The organism is Microbacterium aurantiacum (assembly GCF_031625015.1).
Lineage (GTDB): Bacteria > Actinomycetota > Actinomycetes > Actinomycetales > Microbacteriaceae > Microbacterium > Microbacterium aurantiacum.
The window spans coordinates 360740-381602 of sequence record NZ_JAHWXH010000002.1 but is presented as its reverse complement, the minus strand read 5'-3'; the positions used below and the strand labels follow the sequence as shown (position 1 = coordinate 381602).

The 20863-nt window shown below is 69.4% G+C and carries 16 protein-coding genes, 1 tRNA gene and 1 other RNA gene; 8 read left to right on the top strand and 10 right to left on the bottom strand.

What is annotated here, in order from left to right:
- Nucleotides 1–23: 23 nt before the first annotated feature.
- The 6 genes from KZC50_RS11430 to KZC50_RS11405 all read right to left on the bottom strand — a co-directional run bounded on the left by KZC50_RS11430 (nt 24) and on the right by KZC50_RS11405 (nt 6522).
- The gene (locus KZC50_RS11430; protein ID WP_053548638.1) at nt 24–272 is read right to left on the bottom strand and encodes an acyl carrier protein; all 249 of its coding nucleotides are present in this window, start codon (nt 270–272) and stop codon (nt 24–26) included.
- 72 nt (nt 273–344) lie between these two features.
- A complete protein-coding gene (locus KZC50_RS11425) occupies nt 345–1346 on the bottom strand; it encodes a beta-ketoacyl-ACP synthase III (RefSeq protein WP_310891760.1) in 1002 nt (333 codons plus the stop codon).
- A 12-nt stretch (nt 1347–1358) separates the two neighbouring features.
- Nucleotides 1359–2267 (bottom strand): ACP S-malonyltransferase, encoded by a 909-nt coding sequence (locus tag KZC50_RS11420; RefSeq protein ID WP_310891759.1) that lies wholly within the window; start codon nt 2265–2267, stop codon nt 1359–1361.
- 83 nt (nt 2268–2350) lie between these two features.
- Nucleotides 2351–3547 (bottom strand): PucR family transcriptional regulator, encoded by a 1197-nt coding sequence (locus KZC50_RS11415; RefSeq protein ID WP_301135246.1) that lies wholly within the window; start codon nt 3545–3547, stop codon nt 2351–2353.
- Between the two features lie 27 nt (nt 3548–3574).
- Nucleotides 3575–6304, bottom strand: coding sequence for a pyruvate dehydrogenase (acetyl-transferring), homodimeric type (aceE, locus tag KZC50_RS11410; RefSeq protein WP_301135248.1), 2730 nt, complete (start codon nt 6302–6304; stop codon nt 3575–3577).
- A gap of 145 nt (nt 6305–6449) precedes the next feature.
- Nucleotides 6450–6522: transfer RNA gene (locus tag KZC50_RS11405), tRNA-Val, on the bottom strand.
- Nucleotides 6523–6608: 86 nt separating this feature from the next.
- Between KZC50_RS11405 and KZC50_RS11400 the strand changes: the two genes are divergently transcribed.
- The 3 genes from KZC50_RS11400 to rnpB all read left to right on the top strand — a co-directional run bounded on the left by KZC50_RS11400 (nt 6609) and on the right by rnpB (nt 9442).
- Nucleotides 6609–7337, top strand: a complete 729-nt coding sequence (locus tag KZC50_RS11400; RefSeq protein ID WP_310891758.1) for a zinc ribbon domain-containing protein — start codon at nt 6609–6611, stop codon at nt 7335–7337.
- A 6-nt stretch (nt 7338–7343) separates the two neighbouring features.
- Complete coding sequence (locus tag KZC50_RS11395; RefSeq protein WP_310891919.1) at nt 7344–9053, top strand: bifunctional 3'-5' exonuclease/DNA polymerase; 1710 nt, start codon at nt 7344–7346, stop codon at nt 9051–9053.
- A gap of 28 nt (nt 9054–9081) precedes the next feature.
- An RNA gene (rnpB, locus tag KZC50_RS11390) (RNase P RNA component class A) lies at nt 9082–9442 on the top strand.
- Between the two features lie 4 nt (nt 9443–9446).
- On the opposite strand, the gene ppgK is transcribed toward rnpB, so the two are convergent.
- On the bottom strand, nt 9447–10208 hold the full coding sequence (gene ppgK, locus KZC50_RS11385; RefSeq protein WP_310891757.1) for a polyphosphate--glucose phosphotransferase: 762 nt from the start codon (nt 10206–10208) through the stop codon (nt 9447–9449).
- A gap of 104 nt (nt 10209–10312) precedes the next feature.
- Between ppgK and KZC50_RS11380 the strand changes: the two genes are divergently transcribed.
- From KZC50_RS11380 to KZC50_RS11370, 3 genes are all read left to right on the top strand, one after another.
- On the top strand, nt 10313–10537 hold the full coding sequence (locus tag KZC50_RS11380) for an SPOR domain-containing protein (RefSeq protein WP_310891756.1): 225 nt from the start codon (nt 10313–10315) through the stop codon (nt 10535–10537).
- Nucleotides 10538–10606: 69 nt separating this feature from the next.
- Nucleotides 10607–11944 (top strand): type I glutamate--ammonia ligase, encoded by a 1338-nt coding sequence (gene glnA, locus KZC50_RS11375; protein WP_053548649.1) that lies wholly within the window; start codon nt 10607–10609, stop codon nt 11942–11944.
- Nucleotides 11945–11954: 10 nt separating this feature from the next.
- Complete coding sequence (locus KZC50_RS11370) at nt 11955–14960, top strand: bifunctional [glutamine synthetase] adenylyltransferase/[glutamine synthetase]-adenylyl-L-tyrosine phosphorylase (protein WP_310891755.1); 3006 nt, start codon at nt 11955–11957, stop codon at nt 14958–14960.
- A gap of 49 nt (nt 14961–15009) precedes the next feature.
- On the opposite strand, the gene glnA (KZC50_RS11365) is transcribed toward KZC50_RS11370, so the two are convergent.
- A complete protein-coding gene (glnA, locus tag KZC50_RS11365) occupies nt 15010–16434 on the bottom strand; it encodes a type I glutamate--ammonia ligase (RefSeq protein WP_310891754.1) in 1425 nt (474 codons plus the stop codon).
- A gap of 102 nt (nt 16435–16536) precedes the next feature.
- On the opposite strand from glnA (KZC50_RS11365), the gene KZC50_RS11360 reads away from it, so the two are divergent.
- Complete coding sequence (locus KZC50_RS11360; protein ID WP_375294598.1) at nt 16537–16959, top strand: RDD family protein; 423 nt, start codon at nt 16537–16539, stop codon at nt 16957–16959.
- A gap of 26 nt (nt 16960–16985) precedes the next feature.
- On the opposite strand, the gene KZC50_RS11355 is transcribed toward KZC50_RS11360, so the two are convergent.
- The gene (locus KZC50_RS11355; RefSeq protein ID WP_310891752.1) at nt 16986–17696 is read right to left on the bottom strand and encodes a DUF4191 domain-containing protein; all 711 of its coding nucleotides are present in this window, start codon (nt 17694–17696) and stop codon (nt 16986–16988) included.
- 122 nt (nt 17697–17818) lie between these two features.
- Between KZC50_RS11355 and KZC50_RS11350 the strand changes: the two genes are divergently transcribed.
- Nucleotides 17819–19105: a hypothetical protein gene (locus KZC50_RS11350; protein ID WP_310891751.1), complete on the top strand. Its 1287-nt coding sequence runs from the start codon at nt 17819–17821 to the stop codon at nt 19103–19105.
- 11 nt (nt 19106–19116) lie between these two features.
- On the opposite strand, the gene sucB is transcribed toward KZC50_RS11350, so the two are convergent.
- The gene (sucB, locus tag KZC50_RS11345; RefSeq protein ID WP_310891750.1) at nt 19117–20838 is read right to left on the bottom strand and encodes a 2-oxoglutarate dehydrogenase, E2 component, dihydrolipoamide succinyltransferase; all 1722 of its coding nucleotides are present in this window, start codon (nt 20836–20838) and stop codon (nt 19117–19119) included.
- Nucleotides 20839–20863 lie beyond the last annotated feature (25 nt).

The window sequence follows — 20863 nt, the reverse complement described above, 5'->3', positions numbered from 1 at the left end:
CGTATGCCCCCACCGGGGCGGTCTCACGCCTGGTTGGACGTGATGAAGGTGACGGCGTCGCCGACGGTCTTGAGGTTCTTGACCTCGTCGTCGGGGATGGTCACGCCGAACTTCTCCTCGGCGTTGACGACGATCGTCATCATGGAGATCGAATCGATGTCGAGGTCGTCCGTGAAGGACTTCTCCATCGCGACCTCGTCGGCCGAGATGCCCGTCTCGTCGGTGATGAGCTCGGCAAGACCGGCGAGGACCTCGTCGTTGGTGAGTGCCATGGGTTTCTCCTGTTCTTCGGGGTTCACGGTCCCGGGCGGGCCGGGAACAGTCTACGGAAGGGGATGCTCGGACTACGGGAGGACGACGACCTGCGCGCCGAAGACGAGACCGGCGCCGAAGCCGATCTGCAGGGCGAGTCCTCCGCTGAGCTCGGGGTGCTCCGTGAGCAGCCGGTGCGTCGCGAGCGGGATCGACGCGGCCGAGGTGTTGCCGGTCGTCTCGATGTCGCGGGCGATCAGGACGTTCTGGCCGAGACCGAGCTGCTTGGCGAACTCGTCGATGATGCGCATGTTCGCCTGATGGGGGACGAAGGCGGAGAGATCCTCGGCGCGGACACCGGCGGCCTCGAGCGCCTGACGGGCGACCTTCACCATCTCCCAGACCGCCCAGCGGAACACCGTCGGGCCCTCCTGACGGAGCGTCGGCCACGGTGCGTTGCCCTCGCGGAATTCGACGAGCGTGTGGTTCATCCCGACCGCATCGGCCTTCGAGCCGTCCGAACCCCACACCGTGGGTCCGATGCCGGGTGTCTCGCTGGGGCCGATCACGACGGCGCCCGCTCCGTCACCGAGCAGGAACGAGATCGAGCGATCCGTCGGGTCGACGATGTCACTGAGCTTCTCCGTGCCGATCACGACGGCGTATCGCGCGGCACCGGCGCGGATGAGCGCATCGGCCTGCGCGACACCGTACGCGAAGCCCGCGCACGCCGCGTTGAGGTCGTAGGCCGCGGCGGGGTTCGCACCGATACGGTCGGCGACGATCGCCGAGACCGACGGCGTCTGCTTCGGGTTGCTGATCGTGGCGACGATGACGGCGTCGATGTCGGCGGCAGGAACACCGGATGCCGCGATGGCCTCGGCCGCGGCATCCGTGGCCAGGTCGATCGCGTCGGTGCCCGCGCCGGCGCGCATCCGGGTGACGATGCCCGTCCGCTGCCGGATCCACTCATCGCTGGAATCGATCGGCCCGACGAGGTCGTCGTTCGGCACCGCGTTCTCGCCACGGGCCGCGCCGTACGCGTAGATGCGGGTGTGCGCGGGGCCCGTGGCCTGAACGAGGGTGGGTCGCATGGAGTTCTCCGATCAGGCGCCGCGCGCGAGGTCCGCCGCGGCGGGAAGGTCTTCGGGGGAGGTGACGGCCACGCTCGGCACACCGCGGAGGGCGCGCTTGGCGAGCCCCGTCAGCGTACCCGCGGGAGAGAGCTCGATGAGACCGGACACTCCCGCATCCGAGAAGGCGGCCATGCAGAGATCCCAGCGCACCGGTGACGCCACCTGCGAGACCAGCGTCTGCATGAACTCGTCGCCGGAGGCCACTTCGGAGCCGTCCCGGTTGGTCCAGATCCGCCGTTCGGGATCGACCGGCCGGACCTCGGATGCTGCGTTCCTGAGCGCCTCGACCGCGGGCGCCATGAAGTCGGTGTGGAAAGCCCCGGCCACCGGCAACGGGATGACCCGGGTGCGGGCGGGCGGGTCCGCGGAGAGCGCCGTCAGAGCCTCGGCGGCGCCGGCGGCGACGATCTGGCCGCCGCCGTTGTGGTTCGCGGGTGTGAGCCCGAGCTCGGCGAGTCGCGTGAGGACGGCCTCGGCGTCGCCTCCCAGCACGGCGCTCATTCCCGAAGGCTCGGCCGCTGCGGCCTCGGCCATCGCCCGACCGCGGATGCCGACCAGGCGGAGAGCGTCCTCGTCCGTCAGGATCCCGGCGGCGGCGGCCGCCGCGAACTCTCCGACCGAGTGGCCGGCCACGCCGGCGATGGCGTCCCGATCCTCCAGCGCCCGCCAGGACAACAGGCTCGCCGCCACGATCAGCGGCTGCGCCACTCGGGTGTCGCGGATGCGATCGGCGTCCCACTCCGTTCCTGCGGCGAGGAGATCGACGCCCGCCCACTCGGAGTAGGCCGACAGCCGCTCCCGCGCGTCCGGCAGGGCGAGCCACGGGGTGAGGAAGCCGGGCGTCTGGGCGCCCTGACCGGGGAAGACGGCGATGATCACCCGTCTATCCTGCCAAGGAACCACCGCGGGCAACTGGCGCACCTCTCCGAAGAATCCGGGGATGCTTTGTCGATGAACGACGATCAGGCGCCGCGTCGGGGTGCACCACCCCGACGCCGCGTGGCGTCCGTGCCGATCGATCCGAGCACCAGCGCCGTCTGAAGGATGAGCGCCTCTCGAGGACCTGTCGCGTCCCAGCCGATGACCTCGGACACGCGTTTGAGGCGGTAGCGGACCGTGTTCGGATGCACGAAGAGCTCTCGCGCAGTGGCCTCGAGGGAACGCCCGTTGTCGAGGTAGCTCCACAGCGTCGCGACGAGGTCCGTGCTGTGCGCCTGCAGCGGTCTGTAGATGCGCTCGACGAGGGTGAGCTTGGCGAGCGGATCACCGGCGAGGGCGCGCTCCGGAAGAAGATCGTCCGCTTCGACCGGTCGGGGTGCGTGGCGCCACGCGCGCGCCACGGCGAACCCCGCCAAGGCCGCACGCGCGCTCTGGCCCGCGTCGACCAGCGCGGGAACGGTGGGTCCGAGCACGAGGTATCCGGAACCGAAGCCCGGTTCGAGCTGCGACGCGATGTCCGCGAAGGGGAGCTCCGCGGGCAGGTCCTCTGCGCGTGACGCAGGCTCCGCCCGGCCGACGACGAGGACGAGCCTCGACCCCTGAACGCCGATCAGGACGTCGACGCCGAGCTTGCGGGCGGTGCGGCGGAGCTGATCGACGTCGAACTGCGGCGGAGTCGTCCCCACGATGACCGCGACCTCGCCGTGGCCGTGCCAGCCCAGAGCGGCGATACGGCTCGGAAGCTCTTCGTCCGCTTCCCCCGTGAGGATCGAGTCGACCACGAGGGCCTCGAGACGCGCATCCCACAGGCCGCGAGCCTCGGCGGCGCGGGCGTAGACGTCCGCAGCCGCGAAGGCCACCTCGCGGGAGTAGAGCAGAATCGCCTCCCGCAGACGGTCGTCCTTCCCCGCCACCCGCTCTTCCGTGACCTCCACGGTCACGCGGATGAGCTGGAGCGTCTGCTGGAGGCTCACGCTGCGCAGCAGCTCACGAGGGGCGGCGGCGAAGATGTCCGCGGCGATCCAGGGGGTCGAATCGGGATCGTCGAACCACTGGATGAACGAGGTGATGCCCGCCTGCGCCACCAATCCGACGGCGGATCGGCGCGCAGGCGGCATCTCGGCGTACCAGGGGAGGGAATCCTCGAGTCGTTTGATCGTGGCGGTCGCCAGATCACCCGAGATGCGGCGCAGCCACGCCAGCGTCTCGGCCCGATCCATCGAGGCCTTCCGCGACATCGCGACGGGTCAGCTCTCGCCGCCCGCGTTGCCGCTCGTTCCGGCACTGACGTCGTGCAGGCGGTACTTCTCGATCGCCTGAGCGGACAGGCTCCGGTCGACCTTGCCCTCGGCGGCCAGCGCCTGCAGGGTGCGGACCACGACGGACGGGCCGTCGATCTTGAAGTAGCGCCGTGCCGCGGCGCGCGTGTCGGAGAAGCCGAAGCCGTCCGCCCCGAGCGTCACGAACTGCTGAGGCACCCAGGGCCGGATCTGATCCTGGACGGCGTGCATGAAGTCGCTGACGGCGACCACGGGACCTTCGGCATCCTTCAGCTTCTCGGTGACGAAAGCCGTCCGCGCTTCGCCTTCGGGGTGGAGGAAGTTGTGCTCGTCCGCGGCGAGACCGTCGCGGCGAAGCTCCGTCCAGGACGTCACGGACCAGACATCCGCCTGGACACCCCAGTCGTCACGGAGCAGCTGCTGCGCCTCCATCGCCCACGGCACACCGACGCCCGAGGCGAGGATCTGCGCGCGCGGACCCTCTCCCTCCGGCGAGGAGATGCGGTGCATGCCTCGGACGATGCCGTCGACATCGACCCCCTCGGGCTCGGCGGGCTGGACCAGCGGCTCGTTGTAGACGGTGATGTAGTACATCACGTTGGGGTCCGGGTGCTCGCCGCCGTACATGCGCTCGATGCCGGAGCGCACGATGTGGGCGATCTCGTAGCCGTAGGCGGGGTCGTAGGACACCGTCGCCGGGTTGGTCGAGGCCAGGAGGTGGGAGTGACCGTCGGCGTGCTGGAGCCCTTCGCCCGTGAGCGTCGTGCGCCCGGCGGTGGCGCCGATGATGAATCCTCGGGCCATCTGGTCGCCGGCAGCCCACTGCGCGTCGCCGGTGCGCTGGAAGCCGAACATCGAGTAGAAGACGTACACCGGGATGAGCGGTTCACCGTGGGTGGAGTAGGACGTGCCCGCCGCGGTGAACGCCGCGAGCGCGCCGGCCTCGTTGATGCCGACGTGCAGGATCTGGCCCTGCGGGCTCTCCTTGTATGCCAGCAGAAGCGACCGGTCGACCGAGGTGTAGTTCTGCCCGTGCGGGTTGTAGATCTTCGCCGTCGGGAAGTAGGCGTCCATGCCGAAGGTGCGTGCCTCGTCCGGAATGATCGGAACGATGCGGTGGCCGAAGTCCTTGGCCTTCAGCAGGTCCTTGAGCAGCCGGACGAACGCCATCGTGGTGGCGATCTCCTGCGTACCCGAGCCCTTCTTCGGGAGCGCGTAGGCGCTTTCGTCGGGCAGGGTGAGCCCCACGTGGTGCGAGCGGCGCTCGGGGAGGAACCCGCCGAGCGAGCGACGACGCTCCTGCATGTACTGGATCGTCTCGTCCTCGGCACCGGGGTTGTAGTACGGCGGGAGGTACGGGTTCTCTTCGAGCTGGGCGTCCGAGATCGGGATGCGCATCGAGTCGCGGAAGTGCTTGAGGTCTTCGAGCGTCATCTTCTTCATCTGGTGCGTCGCGTTGCGCCCCTCGAAGTGGTGACCGAGTCCGTAGCCCTTGATGGTCTTGGCGATGATGACGGTCGGCTGACCCTTGTGCTCGGCGGCGGCCTTGTACGCGGCGTACACCTTGCGGTAGTCCAGTCCGCCGCGGCGCAGGCGACCCCAGATGTCGTCATCCGACCAGTCCTTGACGAGGGCAGCGGTCCGCTCGTCGCGCCCGAAGAAGTGCTCGCGGATGAATCCGCCGTCCTCCGCGCGGTAGGTCTGGAAGTCGCCGTCCGGCGTGGTGTTCATCAGGCGGACCAGCGCACCGTCGGTGTCCTTCGACAGCAGCTCGTCCCAGCCGGAGCCCCAGACGACCTTGATGACGTTCCAGCCGGCTCCGCGGAAGAAGCTCTCCAGCTCCTGAATGATCTTGCCGTTTCCGCGGACGGGACCGTCGAGACGCTGCAGGTTGGCGTTGATGACGAAGGTCAGGTTGTCCAGGCCCTCGTTGGCGGCGACCTGCAGCTGTCCGCGGCTCTCGACCTCGTCCATCTCGCCGTCGCCGAGGAAGGCCCAGACGTGCGAGTTCGAGAGGTCCTTGATGCCGCGATTGGTGAGGTACTTGTTCGACATCGCCTGGTAGATGGCGTTGATCGGGCCGAGACCCATCGACACCGTCGGGAACTGCCAGTACTCCGGCATGAGGCGCGGGTGCGGGTAGGAGGGGATCCCCTCCGGTGCCTTCGACTTCTCCTGCCGGAAGCCGTCGAGCTGCTGCTCGCTGAGGCGCCCTTCGAGGAACGAGCGGGCGTAGATGCCCGGGGAGGCGTGCCCCTGGATGAAGATCTGGTCGCCGCCGCTCGGATCGTCGAGGCCGCGGAAGAAGTGGTTGAAGCCGACTTCGTAGAGCGACGCCGAGGACGCGTAGGTGGAGATGTGCCCGCCGACGCCGATGCCGGGGCGCTGCGCGCGATGCACGGTGATGGCGGCGTTCCACCGGATCCAGCGTCGGTAGCGACGCTCGAGCTCCTCGTCGCCGGGGAACTCCGGCTCGTTCTCCGGAGCGATGGTGTTGATGTAGTCGGTGGTGGGCACCTGCGGCACATTGAGCTGCAGGTCATGCGAGGCCTGCAGGAGGCTCAGCATGATCTCGCGCCCTCGCCCGGGCCCCTTGGCCTGGACGAGCTGGTGGAGTGACTCCTGCCACTCGGACGTCTCGTCGGGATCGCTGTCCAGCGGGTCCTGCGAGTACGGATCCTGATCGTTGACAGTCACAGAAGACCTTTCGTCGTCCGGCAGATCATGCCAGGGGAACGGCAATACGGGCGGGCACTCGCGTTGTCTCGCGTGTGCGGCACACCCAGAACAGCCTAGCGAGTCGTGCGCCCCGCGGATGCTCGTGTGGCGGGGAGGCGTGCGGTGGGCCCTGCCGGGATCGAACCGACGACATCCACGGTGTAAACGTGGCGCTCTACCAGCTGAGCTAAAGGCCCTCTTCGACCATCATATGGCCGCGCCACTTCGCCGCATCGGCGCCCGACCCACGGAGGAGAGGCCGGCAACGGGTAGCGTGGAGCCTGTGAACGCCGACCCCGCCGACCAGCGCAAACTGCTCGATCTCGCCGACCTCGACGCCCGGATCCGGCGCGACGAGCACGTCTCGGGCAACCCCCCGCAGGCGGCGCAGGTGCGGGAGCTTCTCTCGCAGCGGACCGCGTTGGCCCACGAGCTGGCGTCGCGGGCCAACGCCCGCGACGACCTGAAGGCGGAGCTCACCCGCGTCGAGTCCGACGTGGCCGTGGTCGACGCGCGCATGGCCCGCGACTCCGAACGCCTCGCGACGGCGACCAACCCCAAGCAGGCGCAGGGCTTCGAGAGCGAGCTCGCCTCGCTCGCGCGGCGCAAGAGCGACCTGGAGGATGCCGAGCTCGTCCTCATGGAGCAGCTCGAGGCGGCGGATGCCGCCGTCGCCGAGCAGGAGGCGACGATCGCCGACGCCAACGCGCGGGGAGCGGAGCTGAGCTCCGAGGCCAAGCGCGTCGTCGCCGAGGCCACCGAGCGTCTCGAGGCATCGCGCCGAGATCGATCGGCGATCGCCGGCGGCATCCCCGCGGATCTCCTCGCCGCGTACGACCGTCGGGCCTCTCGCGGGGTCGGCGCCGGGCTGCTCCGCGGCAGTGCCTGCGAGGCCTGCCGCATGGTCCTCCCTCCCAACGACCTGGCCGTCGTCCGACGAGCGCAGACCGACGAGGTCGTGTTCTGTCCGGAGTGCGGCGCGATCCTGGTCCGTACCGAAGAATCGCGGTGACGGGCGCTGGCGTCCTCACCCGCTGAGGTCGTCCTCGGGCGGTCGGCCGCAGGCGACGTCGCACTGATCGACCTCGACGCCGCCGGCATGCCGGTATCCACCCTCGCCGTCGACATCGATGCGCTGCCCGACGTGATAGCTGCGCGCGAATCGGCCGGCGACGTCCGGTGGATCTGGAGCGATACCCCGACCTGGTACACGCGACTGCTGTCGGCGGGGGTACGTGTCCGCCGTGCCTGGGACCTCCGACTCGTCCACGCGATCCTCCGTGACGCCGCATCCGTCCAGGACGATCAGGGTCTCCGCGGGGAGACATCATGGGATGCCGCGGCAACGGCCCTCGACGACCTGGACACGCTCTTCGCCTTCGGCGACAGCGTCGGGCCGCCCGAGGGCGCGGACGAAGCGCTGGCCGAGTACCGGCGTCAGCGCGCCACGATCGCGATCGCCCGGACTGCCGGGAGCCTTCGCCTGCTCGCAGTCGCGGAGTCCGCGGGAGCGCTGACCGGCGTGGAGCTCCACGCCGCGGGGCTTCCCTGGAGCGTCGAAGCGCACGCGCATCTGCTCGAGGATCAGCTCGGTCCCCGCACAGCCGGCGGGCTTCCCGCACGCATCGAGGACGCCGCCGCCGCCGTCCGCTCCGCCCTCGACGATCCCGGGGCCTCCCTCGACTCGCAGCCCAAGCTCCTGCGTGCTCTGCACCGCGCCGGCATCCTCGTGGAATCGACCAGTCAGTGGGACCTCGGCCGCCACGACCATCCGGCGGTCGCGCCTCTCCTCGCGTACAAGAAGCTCATGCGGCTGTACACCGCGAACGGGTGGGCGTGGATGGACGAGTGGGTGCGCGACGGCAGGTTCCGACCCGTTTACGTGCCGGCAGGCGTCGTCACCGGACGCTGGGCGTCCTCCGGTGGGGGAGCGCTGCAGATCCCTCGCAGGTTGCGCACGGCCGTTCGCGCCGACCCCGGGTGGACTCTCGTCACCGCCGACGTCGCGCAGCTCGAGCCGCGAGTGCTGGCGGCGATGGCGCGCGACACCGCGCTCGCGGCGGCGGCGTCGGGCCGTGACCTCTACGCCGGAGTGGTCGACTCCGGCGCCGTCGCCACCCGTGCGGAGGCGAAGATGGCCATGCTGGGCGCGATGTACGGGGCGACGACCGGGGAGAGCGGCCGGCTCGTCCCCCGCCTCCGACGGGCGTTCCCGCGGGCGATGGGACTCGTGGACGACGCCGCGCGGATCGGCGAGGACGGCGGACGGGTGAGCACCTGGCTCGGGCGGACCTCTCCCGCGCCGGGGGACGCATGGCGCGCGCTGCAGTCCCGCGCGAGCGGTGCGGAAGCCTCCGGGGGTGATGAGACGAACGCCCGTCGCGCCGCGCGGGATCGTGGTCGCTTCACCCGCAACTTCGTCGTCCAGGGGACGGCCGCCGAATGGGCACTGGCGTGGCTCGCGGATCTGCGCACGCGACTGAGCACGCTCGCTGCGGTCGAGACGCCCGACGCGGCACCGCGGTCCGGTCCGGCCTTCGCACGGTCACCGCACCTGGCGTTCTTCCTGCACGACGAGATCATCGTGCACACCCCGATCGTGCACGCCGACGCCGTCGCCGATGCGGTCCGCACTTCCGCCGCATCCGCCGGTCGCCTTCTGTTCGGGGAGTTCCCGATCGATTTCCCTCTCGACCTCAAGATCGGGCCCACCGCCGAGAAGGAGTGAGAGGCCCGCGTAGACTCGACCCTGCGAATGGGTCGGCTGGACGGTCGCGTGGCGGGAGACCGCACCGAGGAACGTCCGGGCTCCATAGGGCAGGGCGGTGGGTAACACCCACCCGGAGTGATCCGCGAGACAGTGCCACAGAGAGCAGACCGCCCCGGCTTCGGCCGGAGTAAGGGTGAAAGGGTGGTGTAAGAGACCACCGGGGTCGCGGTGACGCGGCTTGCAGGGTAAACCTCGCCCGGAGCAAGGCCAGACAGGGGATGCCGACGCGGCCCGCCGAGTCCCCGGGTAGGCCGCTGGAGCGTCACGGCAACGTGACGCCGAGAGAGATGACCGTCGATGGGGCGAAAGCCCCGGGACAGAACCCGGCGTACAGGCCGGCCCATTCGCCTCTCAGCCGAGCGCCAGCGCCGCGGCGCCGATGATGCCGGCGTTGTTCCGATGCGCCGCAGGGACGATCGGCGTCCTCAGATCGAGCAGGTGGAGGAACTTGTCGGCGTGCTTGGACACGCCGCCGCCGACGATGAACAGGTCGGGGGAGAAGAGGAACTCGACGTGGCTGTAGTACCACTGCAGGCGCTCCGCCCACTGCTCCCAGCTGAGCTCCTCGCGCTCCATCGCGGAGTACGCCGCATAGGCCTCGGCATCCTTCCCGTGCTTGGCGCGCTGGAGGTGTCCGAGCTCGGAATTCGGGATGAGGACGCCGTTGTGCAGGAGGGCCGAGCCGATACCCGTCCCGAGCGTCGTGAGGATCGTGAGTCCCTGGACCCCGTGGGCTGCGCCGAAACGCACCTCCGCGATACCGGCGACGTCGGCGTCGTTGGCGAAGTGGATGTCGCGCCCCAGGCCTGTTTCGAAGAACGCCTCCGCGTCGAACCCGATCCAGGACTCGGACACGTTGGCGGCCGACAGGGTGCGTCCGCCCTTGACGATTGCGGGGAACGCCACCCCGAGGGGGACATCGGCGTCGTCCGCCACATCCAATCTCGTGAGCACCTCGCGCACGGCGTCGAGCACGTCACCGGGTTCGGCGCCCTGAGGGGTGGGGACCTTCACCCGGTCGCTCAGGAGGGTGCCCTTCTCGAGATCGACGATCCCCGCCTTGATCCCGGTCCCGCCGATGTCCACGCCGACCGCGCGCGCCTGTGCTGCCATGTCGTCCACCCTAGCGATGACGGCGTCCGTACGTTCCTGTTCCAGCGCGGGCGCCGTCACTAGGATCGGAGCACACCACGCCGACGTGCATCGGAGGAGCACCCGTGACGAGCGACAGCGAGAAGTTCTGGTACAACCTCAAGACCGGGAAGGTCGAGAAGGGCTTCGAGTCCCCGGTGGTCGACCGTGCCGGCCCCTTCGACACGGCGGAAGAGGCGGCCGCTGCACCGGAGAAGCTCAAGGAGCGCTCCCGGCAGTGGGATGAGGACGACGCGGCCGAGGCCGAATGGGGTGACGGCCCCGCATCGGAGCAGCCCGACCGGCACTAGTCTGAGAGGCACGCGCGCGCCCCACCCCGCGGCGCCGCGCGACACCGGGTAACCCGCGGAGAGGATGCGATGGACAAGCAGCGTGACTTCGTTCTGAGGACGATCGAGGAGCGCGGGGTGAAGTTCATCCGACTCTGGTTCACCGATGTCATCGGCACCCTGAAGTCCGTCGCCATCGCCCCCGCCGAGGTGGAAGGGGCATTCGCCGAGGGCCTCGGCTTCGACGGATCCGCGATCGAGGGCCTCACCCGGTCCTACGAATCCGATCTCCTCGCCCACCCGGACCCGACGACGTTCCAGACGTTGCCCTGGCGGGGGGAGATCGACCCGACCGCGCGGATGTTCTGCGACATCACCACGCCCGACGGCCAGCCGGCCGTCGCAGACCCCCGTCACGTGCTCAAGCGCTCGCTCGCACGCGCCGCCGACGCGGGATTCACCTTCTACACCCACCCCGAGATCGAGTTCTACCTGCTGAAATCCTCGGCTTACGGACCCGACGGGCCCGAACCGGTGGACTCGGCGGGCTACTTCGACAACGTCCCCGGCGGCACCGCTCACGACTTCCGTCGACGGTCGGTACGGATGCTGGAAGACCTGGGCATCTCGGTCGAGTTCAGCCACCACGAGGGCGGGCCCGGTCAGAACGAGATCGACCTGCGCTACGCCGACGCGCTCGCGACCGCGGACAACATCATGACCTTCCGCACCGTCGTGAAAGAGGTCGCCATCGAGCAGGGCGTCTACGCGACGTTCATGCCGAAGCCCCTCAGCGGCAAGCCCGGCAGCGGCATGCACACGCACATGTCGCTCTTCGAGGGCGATCAGAACGCCTTCTACGAAGAGGGCGGGCAATACCAGCTCTCCAAGGTCGGACGCCACTTCATCGCGGGCCTCCTCCGCCATGCGAACGAGATCTCCGCGGTCACCAACCAGTTCGTCAACTCGTACAAGCGCCTGTGGGGCGGGGACGAGGCGCCGAGCTTCATCTGCTGGGGACACAACAACCGGTCCGCGCTCGTGCGCGTGCCGATGTACAAGCCCAACAAGGGCCAGTCCTCCCGCGTCGAGTACCGTGCCCTCGATTCTGCCGCCAACCCCTACCTCGCCTACGCGCTGCTGCTGGCGGCGGGGATGAAGGGGATCGAGGAGGAGTACGACCTCCCGCCGGAGGCCGAGGACAACGTCTGGTCGCTCACCGACGGGGAACGCCGCGCCCTCGGCTACGCACCGCTGCCGGCGAGCCTCGACGTCGCCCTCGAGTACATGGAGGAGTCCGAGCTCGTCGCCGAGACCCTCGGGGAGCAGGTGTTCAATTACGTCCTGCTGAACAAGCGCCGCGAATGGCAGGAGTACCGCTCGCAGGTCACCCCCTACGAGCTCAAGAGCAACCTCGAGATGCTCTGAGCGCGGTCCCGTGACCGGCTCGGAGCGCTCGGGCGCGCGGACTCTCCTCGCACGACTGGGATTCAGCCGGCTGGGGGAGGCGGAGGCGCTGCTCACCGAGCTCACGGCACACACCGGTCTGACCCGAGACGGCATCCTGGCCGACGTCGCCGTGTCCGCCGACGCCGACGAGGCGCTCGTGGCCCTCACGCGGATCGCACGCCGTGACGCTGCGCCGGTGCGCGCAGCCCACGAGGATCCGCGCGCGCGACGCGCGGTGTGGGCGCTCCTCGGCGCGTCGGACGGATTCGCGGACTTCTACTTCCGGCACCCCCATGAGCTGGCCGACCTGGCCTCTGCGGGAGGCTCCCTCCCGACGGATGCCGAGATGCGCAGCTGGCTGGCGGACGCGATCGACGCGACCGCCGACGGGTTCTCCGCGACGGGGACGGAGAGCGCCTGGGTCTCGCTGCGCGTGCGCTACCGCCGTGTGCTTGCCCGCATCGCCGCCTACGACCTCCTGAGTCCGTCGCCCGTCGACGAGATCCCGAAGGTGACGGCGGCACTGGCTGATGCGGCCGGCGCGGCGTTGGAGGCGTCGTTGGCGGTCGCCCGCACCCGCGTCTCGCAGGGCGCGGCGGGAGCGGGGCTGTTCCCGCGCGAGCAGGTCGCGGCGACCAGGCTCGCGATCATCGGGATGGGCAAGACCGGTGCGCGGGAACTCAACTACGTCAGCGACGTCGATGTGATCTTCGTCGCCGGTGTCGATCCGGAGCGGTCCGACACGCTCGGCGAGAGCCGCGCGGTCGACATCGCAACCCGTCTCGCGGTGCAGACGATGCGAGGGCTCTCCGAGGTCGAGGTCGAGCCTCCGCTGTGGGAAGTGGATGCGAACCTCCGTCCGGAGGGCAAGCAGGGAGCGTTGGTGCGGAGCCTCGACTCCCATCTGGCCTACTACGAGCGATGGGCCAAGAGCTGGGAGTTCCAGGCTCTCCTGAAGGCGCGGCCGATCGCGGGTGACCGCGAGCTCGGCGACGCGTACGTGCGGGCCGTACAGCCGAAGGTGTGGACGAGCGCCGCGCGCGAGAACTTCGTCGACAGCGTCCAGCGGATGCGCGAACGCGTGACCGATCACATCCCGGCGGCAGAGGTGCCGTTCCAGATCAAGCTCGGTCCCGGCGGCATCCGCGACATCGAGTTCACGGTGCAGCTGCTGCAACTCGTCCACGGACTCTCGGACGATCGGATCCGGCAGCGCGGCACTCTCGAAGCCCTCGATGCTCTCGTCACCCAGGGCTACATCGGCCGCACCGAGGCGGCGACGTTCGCCCGGGACTACCACGTCCTGCGTCTTCTCGAGCATCGCGTCCAGCTCCGTCATCTGCGGCGGACCCATCTCATGCCGGCGGATGCCGACGATCAGCGGATGCTCGCGCGGTCGACGCGGCTGGCGGAGTCCGGGGGACGGATCTGGGAGATCTGGGAGGGGATCAAACGCGAGGTGCGCGACATCCACGTCCGGCTGTTCTACCGCCCGCTCCTGTCCGCCGTCGCCGCCCTGCCGGCGGAGGAGCGCGTGCTCTCGACCGAGCAGGCACGCGATCGTCTCGCTGCGATCGGGTTCGCCGATCCCGCCGGAGCGCTCCGCCACATCGCGGCGCTCACGAGCGGACTCAGCCGCAAGGCGAGCATCCAGCGCCACCTCATGCCGGTGATGATCCGATGGTTCGCCGACGGCGTCGACCCCGACTACGGGCTCCTCGCGTTCCGCCGCCTCAGCGAGCGGCTGGGGGACACCCCGTGGTTCCTGCGGATGCTCCGCGACTCCTCCGGAGCGGCAGAGAGCCTCACGCGGGTGCTGTCGGGCTCACGGTACATCGGCGAGCTGATGGAGTGGATACCGGAGTCCGCCGCCTGGCTCGATGACGACACCCTCCTGCGTCCCCGCAGCGGCGTCGCCCTCCAGCAGGAGGCGCGCGCGATCCAGACCCGCCACGGGGGGATCGAGGATGCGATGCGGGCGGTCCGCGCACTCCGGCGGCGCGAGCTGCTGCGCACCGCCATGTCCGGCATCCTGCAGACCGTCACCATCGAGGAGATCGCGCAGGCTCTGACGACGATCACCGAGGTGACCATCCAAGCCACGCTGCGCGCGGTGCGGCGGGAGATCGTCCCCCCGGAGGACGACGCCCTCGATTTCTCCGTCATCGCGATGGGACGCTTCGGTGGAGCGGAGCTCGGCTTCGGCTCGGACGCCGATGTGATGTACGTCTACCGTGCCAACGGCATCGACCCTGATCGGGCCCAGCGCCTCGCCGCTCGGATCGTGTCGGAGTTGCGTCGTCACTCCGAAGACCACAGAGTCCCGCTGGATCTGGATGCCGACCTCCGACCCGAGGGCCGCAACGGTCCGATCGCACGGTCGCTGGATTCCTATGCCGCGTACTATCGCCGCTGGTCGTTGTCGTGGGAGGCGCAGGCGCTTCTGCGCGCCCGAGGGATCGCCGGGAGCGTGAAGCTCATCCGCGCGTTCACGGAGCTCGCCGACCAGGTGCGCTATCCCGAGACACCCGACACCCAAGGGCTTCGCGAGATCAAGCGGATCAAGGCGCGCGTCGAGGCCGAGCGGCTCCCGCAGGGAACGGATCCCTCGCGCCACCTCAAGCTCGGCCCGGGCAGCCTCAGCGACGTCGAGTGGCTCGTCCAGCTCCTTCAGCTGCAGCACGCGCACGAGGTCCCCGCGATGCGGACGACCTCGACCGTCGAGGCGCTGCGGGCCGCAGAGGCTGCCGGCTTGATACCGACGACGGCCGCGGACCGGCTCGCGGCCGCGTGGCGGCTGGCGAGCCGCCTGCGCTCGGCGAACACGCTCCTCTCCGGCCACACCAGCGATGTCCTCCCGACCGATCGGGCGAAGCTCGACGGCATCGGGCGTCTTCTGGACTACCCGCCGCGCTCGGCGACCCAGGTGGAAGAGGACTATCTGGCCACCACCCGACGCTCGCGGCGCGTGTTCGAGAAGCTCTTCTACGGGTGAACGGGAAACGGCCCCGGCGTTGCGCCGAGGCCGTTTCCGCTGTCCGAGGTCAGACCCCGAAGTACAGCTCGTACTCAAAGGGGTGCGGACGGGCGTTGATCGGCTGGATCTCGTTCTCGATCTTGTACTCGATCCACGTCTCGATCAGCTCGGGCGTGAACACGTTGCCGCGCGTGAGGAACTCGTGGTCGGCTCGCAGCGCCTCCAGCGAGTCGAGCAGCGAGTTCGGGACCTGCGGGATGTTCTTGGCCTCCTCGGGGGGAAGCTCGTACAGGTCCTTGTCGACCGGCTCGTGCGGCTCGATGCGGTTGATGATCCCGTCGAGACCGGCCATCATCTGCGCAGCGAACGCGAGGTAGGGATTGCCGGAAGCGTCGGGCGCACGGAATTCGATGCGCTTGGCCTTCGGGTTGGAGCCGGTGATCGGGATGCGGATGGCGGCGGAGCGGTTGCCGGCCGAGTAGACCAGGTTGACCGGAGCCTCGTAGCCCTTGACCAGACGCTTGTAGGAGTTCAGCGTCGGGTTGGTGAAGGCCAGGACCGCGGGGGCGTGCGCGAGCAGACCGCCGATGTACCAGCGTGCCAGGTCGGAGAGTCCGCCGTAGCCCGCCTCGTCGTAGAAGAGAGGCTTGCCCTCGAGCCACAGCGACTGGTGCGTGTGCATGCCCGAGCCGTTGTCGCCGAAGAGCGGCTTCGGCATGAAGGTGGCGACCTTGCCCCACTCGTTGGCGACGTTCTTGACGATGTACTTGAACTTCAGGATGTCGTCCGCGGCGTGCACCATCGTGTCGAAGCGGTAGTTGATCTCCTGCTGACCACCGGTACCCACCTCGTGGTGTGCACGCTCGAGGTGCAGTCCCGACTCGATGAGGCGGAGGCTGATGTCGTCGCGGAGATCGGCGGTCTTGTCGACCGGGCTGACGGGGAAGTACCCGCCCTTGTAGGGGGTCTTGTTGGAGAGGTTTCCGCCCTCTTCCACGCGACCGGTGTTCCAGGCGCCCTCTTCGGAGTCGACGGAGAAGAACGCAGAGTTCTGCTTCACCTCGTAGCGGACGTCGTCGAAGATGTAGAACTCGGCCTCGGGAGCGAAGAACGCGGTGTCGGCGATGCCGGTCGACGCGAGGTACTTCTCTGCCTTCTTGGCGACCTGACGGGGGTCCTTGGCGTAGATCTCACCGGTGCGCGGGTTGTAGATGTCGAAGACCATGATCAGGGTCTTCGCCTCGCGGAACGGGTCGAGGTACGCAGTGGAGACATCCGGGATCAGCTGCATGTCCGACTCGTGGATGTTTGCGAAACCACGGATCGAGGAGCCGTCGAACAGCTGCCCCACCGTGAAGAAGTCCTCATCGACGGTGGAGGCCGGGATGTTGAAGTGCTGCTGCACACCGGGAAGATCCGTGAATCGGATGTCGAGGAACTTGACGTCCTCGTCCTTGATGTACTTGAGCACCTCGGATGAATCTTTGAACATGAAGGCTCCAGAGATAGGGCATCGGGAATTGCCACCCGCGATGCGGGATGGTGGAACGGTATCGACAGGGGATTGCCCGGCAGTGACACCTATGTTTCGGCCATGTTACAGAGGCCTGGATACGCTGGAGTGGTGACCCCATCGTCCGAACCGTATCCCGGCGAACGCCTCGGCCTTCCGCGCGAGGGGCGCGGATCCATCGGCGGCCTCGGCCGTCGGGTGGGTGCCCTCTTCGTCGACTACGGCGCCGCGTACCTGCTGTCCGGCTTCTTCGGGTGGGATGCGCTGGCGATCCTCATCATCTTCGGCGCGATCCAGATCGTCTTCCTCCCCACGTTGCAGGGGAGTCCCGGGCACCGGTTGTTCGGTCTCACCCTGCGGCGATCAGACGGCGGCTGGGTGGGGCTGTGGCGCCCCGTCGTCCGGACGATCCTGCTGATCCTCGTCATTCCCGCCGTCATCTGGGACGGCGACCACCGTGGTGTCCATGACAAGGCCGCGGGTTCGGTGCTCGTCCGCTCCTGAGATCGGATCGGGTCGGCGGCGCCGGCTCAGCGAGGACGCTGCGCGCGCACCTTGGTCGGATCGATGCCCTTCGGGATCGGCAGAGACGTGAGCGACTGCGAGACGGACTCGACGCGCTTGATGACCGCCGCCATCGTCGCGCGGTCGACCGCCTTGGGCAGGGCCTTGATCGTGGAGGCGAGCTTGCCGATGGGGACCTCATCATCACCGTGACCGATGTAGAGCACCGTGATCGGGACGCCAGACGCCACACGCTGGACCTTCGTGCGCTCGTCGGCGACGAGCCGAGTCAGGCGGCCCCGCGCGCCCTCGCCGACGATGACCACTCCACCGCGACCGATGGCCCGGTACGCCGCATCTTGGGTCTTCGGGTTGACCCCGACGGGCAATTCGCTCGCCTGCCACCGACGTCCGAGCGAGGTGGAGATGACGTGACCGGTCGCACCGGGCATCCCGTCCAAGCGGCGGTACATCGCCCGCGTCGATAGCCGCGTCATGGTCATGAGCGACGCGAGGACACCCAGAAGCAGACCGGTGATGCCCCAGAGGATCACGCTCCAGATCGCCACGGGCGGGAGCAGGAAGCCGATGCCGACACCCAGTGCGATCCCGACCAGGAGGATGCCGATCAGAAGGAACGGGAGCCAGGGGAACGCCTTCTGAGTGAAGGTGTAAAGCGTGCGGAGCTGGGAGAAGAACCCCGGACGCTTCTCGGGGCTGGTGGTACGCGCGGCCATGGATCCAGACTACCTTTTCGGCGCGTTCCGCCCCTCCTCCACAACCGGCGCGCACTCGTGACGCATCCACAGATGACGTTCCGGCTCCACCGGTCGCCCGCGGATCGGCCCACGCTGGGGGAGTGAACATCGCACGTGAGCGCCTCCTCTCGCCTTACCGTGCGGTGCGCCGCGTGGGTGCGGGCACCGAGGGACCCTGGCCAGGCCTGGGAGTCGCGCTGCAGGACGGGGGCCGAGGGCTCCTCGTCGACGCCGAGATCCTCGGATCCGCCTGGCCGGGCTGGGCGGCACGCGACGACGGCCACCTGCTGAGTCCCCTCGACGTCGTCCGACGCCCCGATGGACACGATGCGCTGCTGCCGGTCTGCCGGCGCCTCGACCGGATGCTGTCGGACCGCGTCTCCGCGGGGGAGAGCCTGCCCGCGGGGGAGGCGGTGACCCTCGCCCTGAGCCTTCTGCGCGGACTTCGTGAGGCGGGCGATCACGCGCGCCTGACGGGCTCGTGGTGGGTCGACGCGGGCGGACGTCCCGCCCTCGCGATCGGCGACGGCGCCGGAGAGGCGGACGCGCGCACCGCCACCCGACGCTGTCTCGAGCTCAGCGGCGCCTCGGCCGCCGATCCTCTCTGGGCACCGGTGTTCGCCGATCTCGAGCGGAGTCGATCATCGGCCCGAGAGATCCGCGCCGTCGAGGACAGGCTCTTCGCCATCGCCGAACCGCAGCCGCTCTCCCACCCGGCGACGGCGCCTCGGCCGATGACGTCCGTCCGGCCGCAACACGACACCGCCGCGACCGTCGAGGAAGCGTCCCCGCGGATGCTCGCGTCGTGGGCGCGATTCCTCGACACCGATCTCGCCGATCTGTTCTCCCGGTGGACGACCGAGGTCTGGCGCCGAACCCGCGTGCCGCAGAGATCGCGACGATTGCCCGTCGTCCTCGCCGGCGTCACCGGGGCCGGAGTGCTCGCCGCGGGTCTCCTGTGGCCGGCCGCGGGCGCTGCGACCTCGGGCGACGCGCCCGCAGCCACGACGGATGCCGTCGCGTCCGACGCTCCCGCGGATGCCCGGCAGGAGCCATCACCTGTGGCGTCGCCCGTCCCGGACGACGCCACAGACGCCACGGACATACCGTCCACGGCCGAGTCCCTGATCCACAGTCGCCTGACCTGCGCGGGAGATCAGTCGTGCCTCTCGAGCATCGTCCTCGACCCGTCGACGACCTTCCCCTCGGGGGCCGTCGACGCGTCCTCGGCCGAGCGTCGGATCACTCTGCTCGACGATCTCGGCGGGGTCGCCGTGCTCCGTCTCGATGTCGACGGACACGCAGCCCAGCTGGTCGTCCTCGCCCTCCGAGACGGAAAATGGCTGTTGCGGGACGTCCACGACGTCCCGCAACAGCCCGAACCGTGATCCGGAGCGGATCAGATCCCGAGATCGGCCTCGAACTCCGCCGCTTCGAGACGCGCCTTGACGGCGCCGAGGAAGCGCGCGGCGTCGGCACCGTCGATGATGCGGTGATCGTAGGACAGCGCGAGATAGACGTAGGAGCGGACCGAGATCGCGTCCTTCCCATCCACCGCGACGACGCCCGGCTTCTTCACCACGGCCCCGAGGCCCAGGATCGCCGACTGCGGCAGGAAGACGATCGGGGTGTCGAACAGGGCACCGCGTGAACCGGTGTTGGTGAGGGTGAACGTGCCCCCGGCCAGCTCGTCCGGCTTCAGCTTGTTGTCGCGCGTCCGGGCGGCCAGGTCGGCGATCTCACGCGCGAACTGGGCGAGGTTCTTCCCACCGGCGTCCTTGACGACCGGCGTCAGGAGCCCGCGCTCGGTGTCCACGGCGATGGAGATGTTCTCCGTGGCCGGGTAGACGATGTCGTTGCCGTCGACCGTGGCGTTGATGATCGGGAACTGCTGGAGCGCCTCGACGGCGGCTACCGCGAAGAAGGGCAGGAAGGAGAGCTTGTCGCCGGTCTTGGAGTGGAAGTCCGCCTTGACCGCGTCGCGGAACGCCGACAGGCGCGTCACATCGACCTCGACCACGGTGGTCAGCTGAGCCGTCGCCTGCATCGAGGCCACGGCACGCTCGGCGATGACCTTCCGCAGTCGCGACATGGGCTGCGTCGTCCCGCGCAGTTCGGAGACGACGGGCTCGCGACGGGCCGGTGTGGCAGCCGCCTCGGGCGCCGACGCCGCGGGGGCCTCGGCAGCCTTCAGGACGTCCTCCTTGCGGATGCGACCGCCGACGCCGGTGCCGGTGACCTGCGTGAGGTCGACGCCCTGCTGCTGCGCCAGTCGACGCACGAGGGGCGTCACGTACGGCGCCGCGTCGTCCACGGCCGGCGCGGAGGCGGAGGCGGCGGCGGCCGGCTCCTGGACCGAGGCGGGCTCCGGAGCGGGCGCGGGCGCCTTCTCGGGCTCCTGTGCGGGTGCGGGCGCCTTCTCGGGCTCCGGCTCCGGCGCGGGCGCGTCCTCTGCGGACGGCGCGGCCTCGGGCTGAGGTTCGGGCTGCGGCGCGGCCTCGGCGGGGGTGCCGTCGCCGATCCGGGCCAGCGCGGCACCGACCTCGACGGTCTCGTCCTCCTGGACCAGGATCTCCTGAAGCGTGCCGGCGAAGGGCGAGGGGATCTCGGTGTCGACCTTGTCGGTGGAGATCTCCAGGAGCGGCTCATCGACGGCGACATCGTCGCCCACCTGCTTCAGCCAGCGCGTGACGGTACCCTCGGTCACGCTCTCGCCGAGTTCGGGGAGGACGACCTCCTTGCCGCCGCCGGCTGCGGCCGGCGCGGCGGCCGGCTCGGGTGCGGTCTCCGCGGGCGCCTGCTCGGCGGGCTCAGCCTCGGCAACGGGTGCGGCGGCTTCTTCGGGCGCGGATTCCGGCGCGGCGTCGCCGGCAGGTGCACCGGATCCGTCGCCGATCTTCGCGAGGACGGCTCCAACCTCCACCGTCTCGTCTTCTTGGACGAGGATCTCCTCGATGACCCCGCTGACGGGGGAGGGGATCTCGGTGTCGACCTTGTCGGTCGAGATCTCGAGCAGACCTTCGTCGGTCTCGACGGTGTCGCCGACCTGCTTCAGCCAGCGGGTGACCGTTCCCTCGGTGACGCTCTCTCCGAGCGCGGGGAGGACCACGGAAGTGCTCATGGGCTTGTCTCCTTCAGGATTCCTG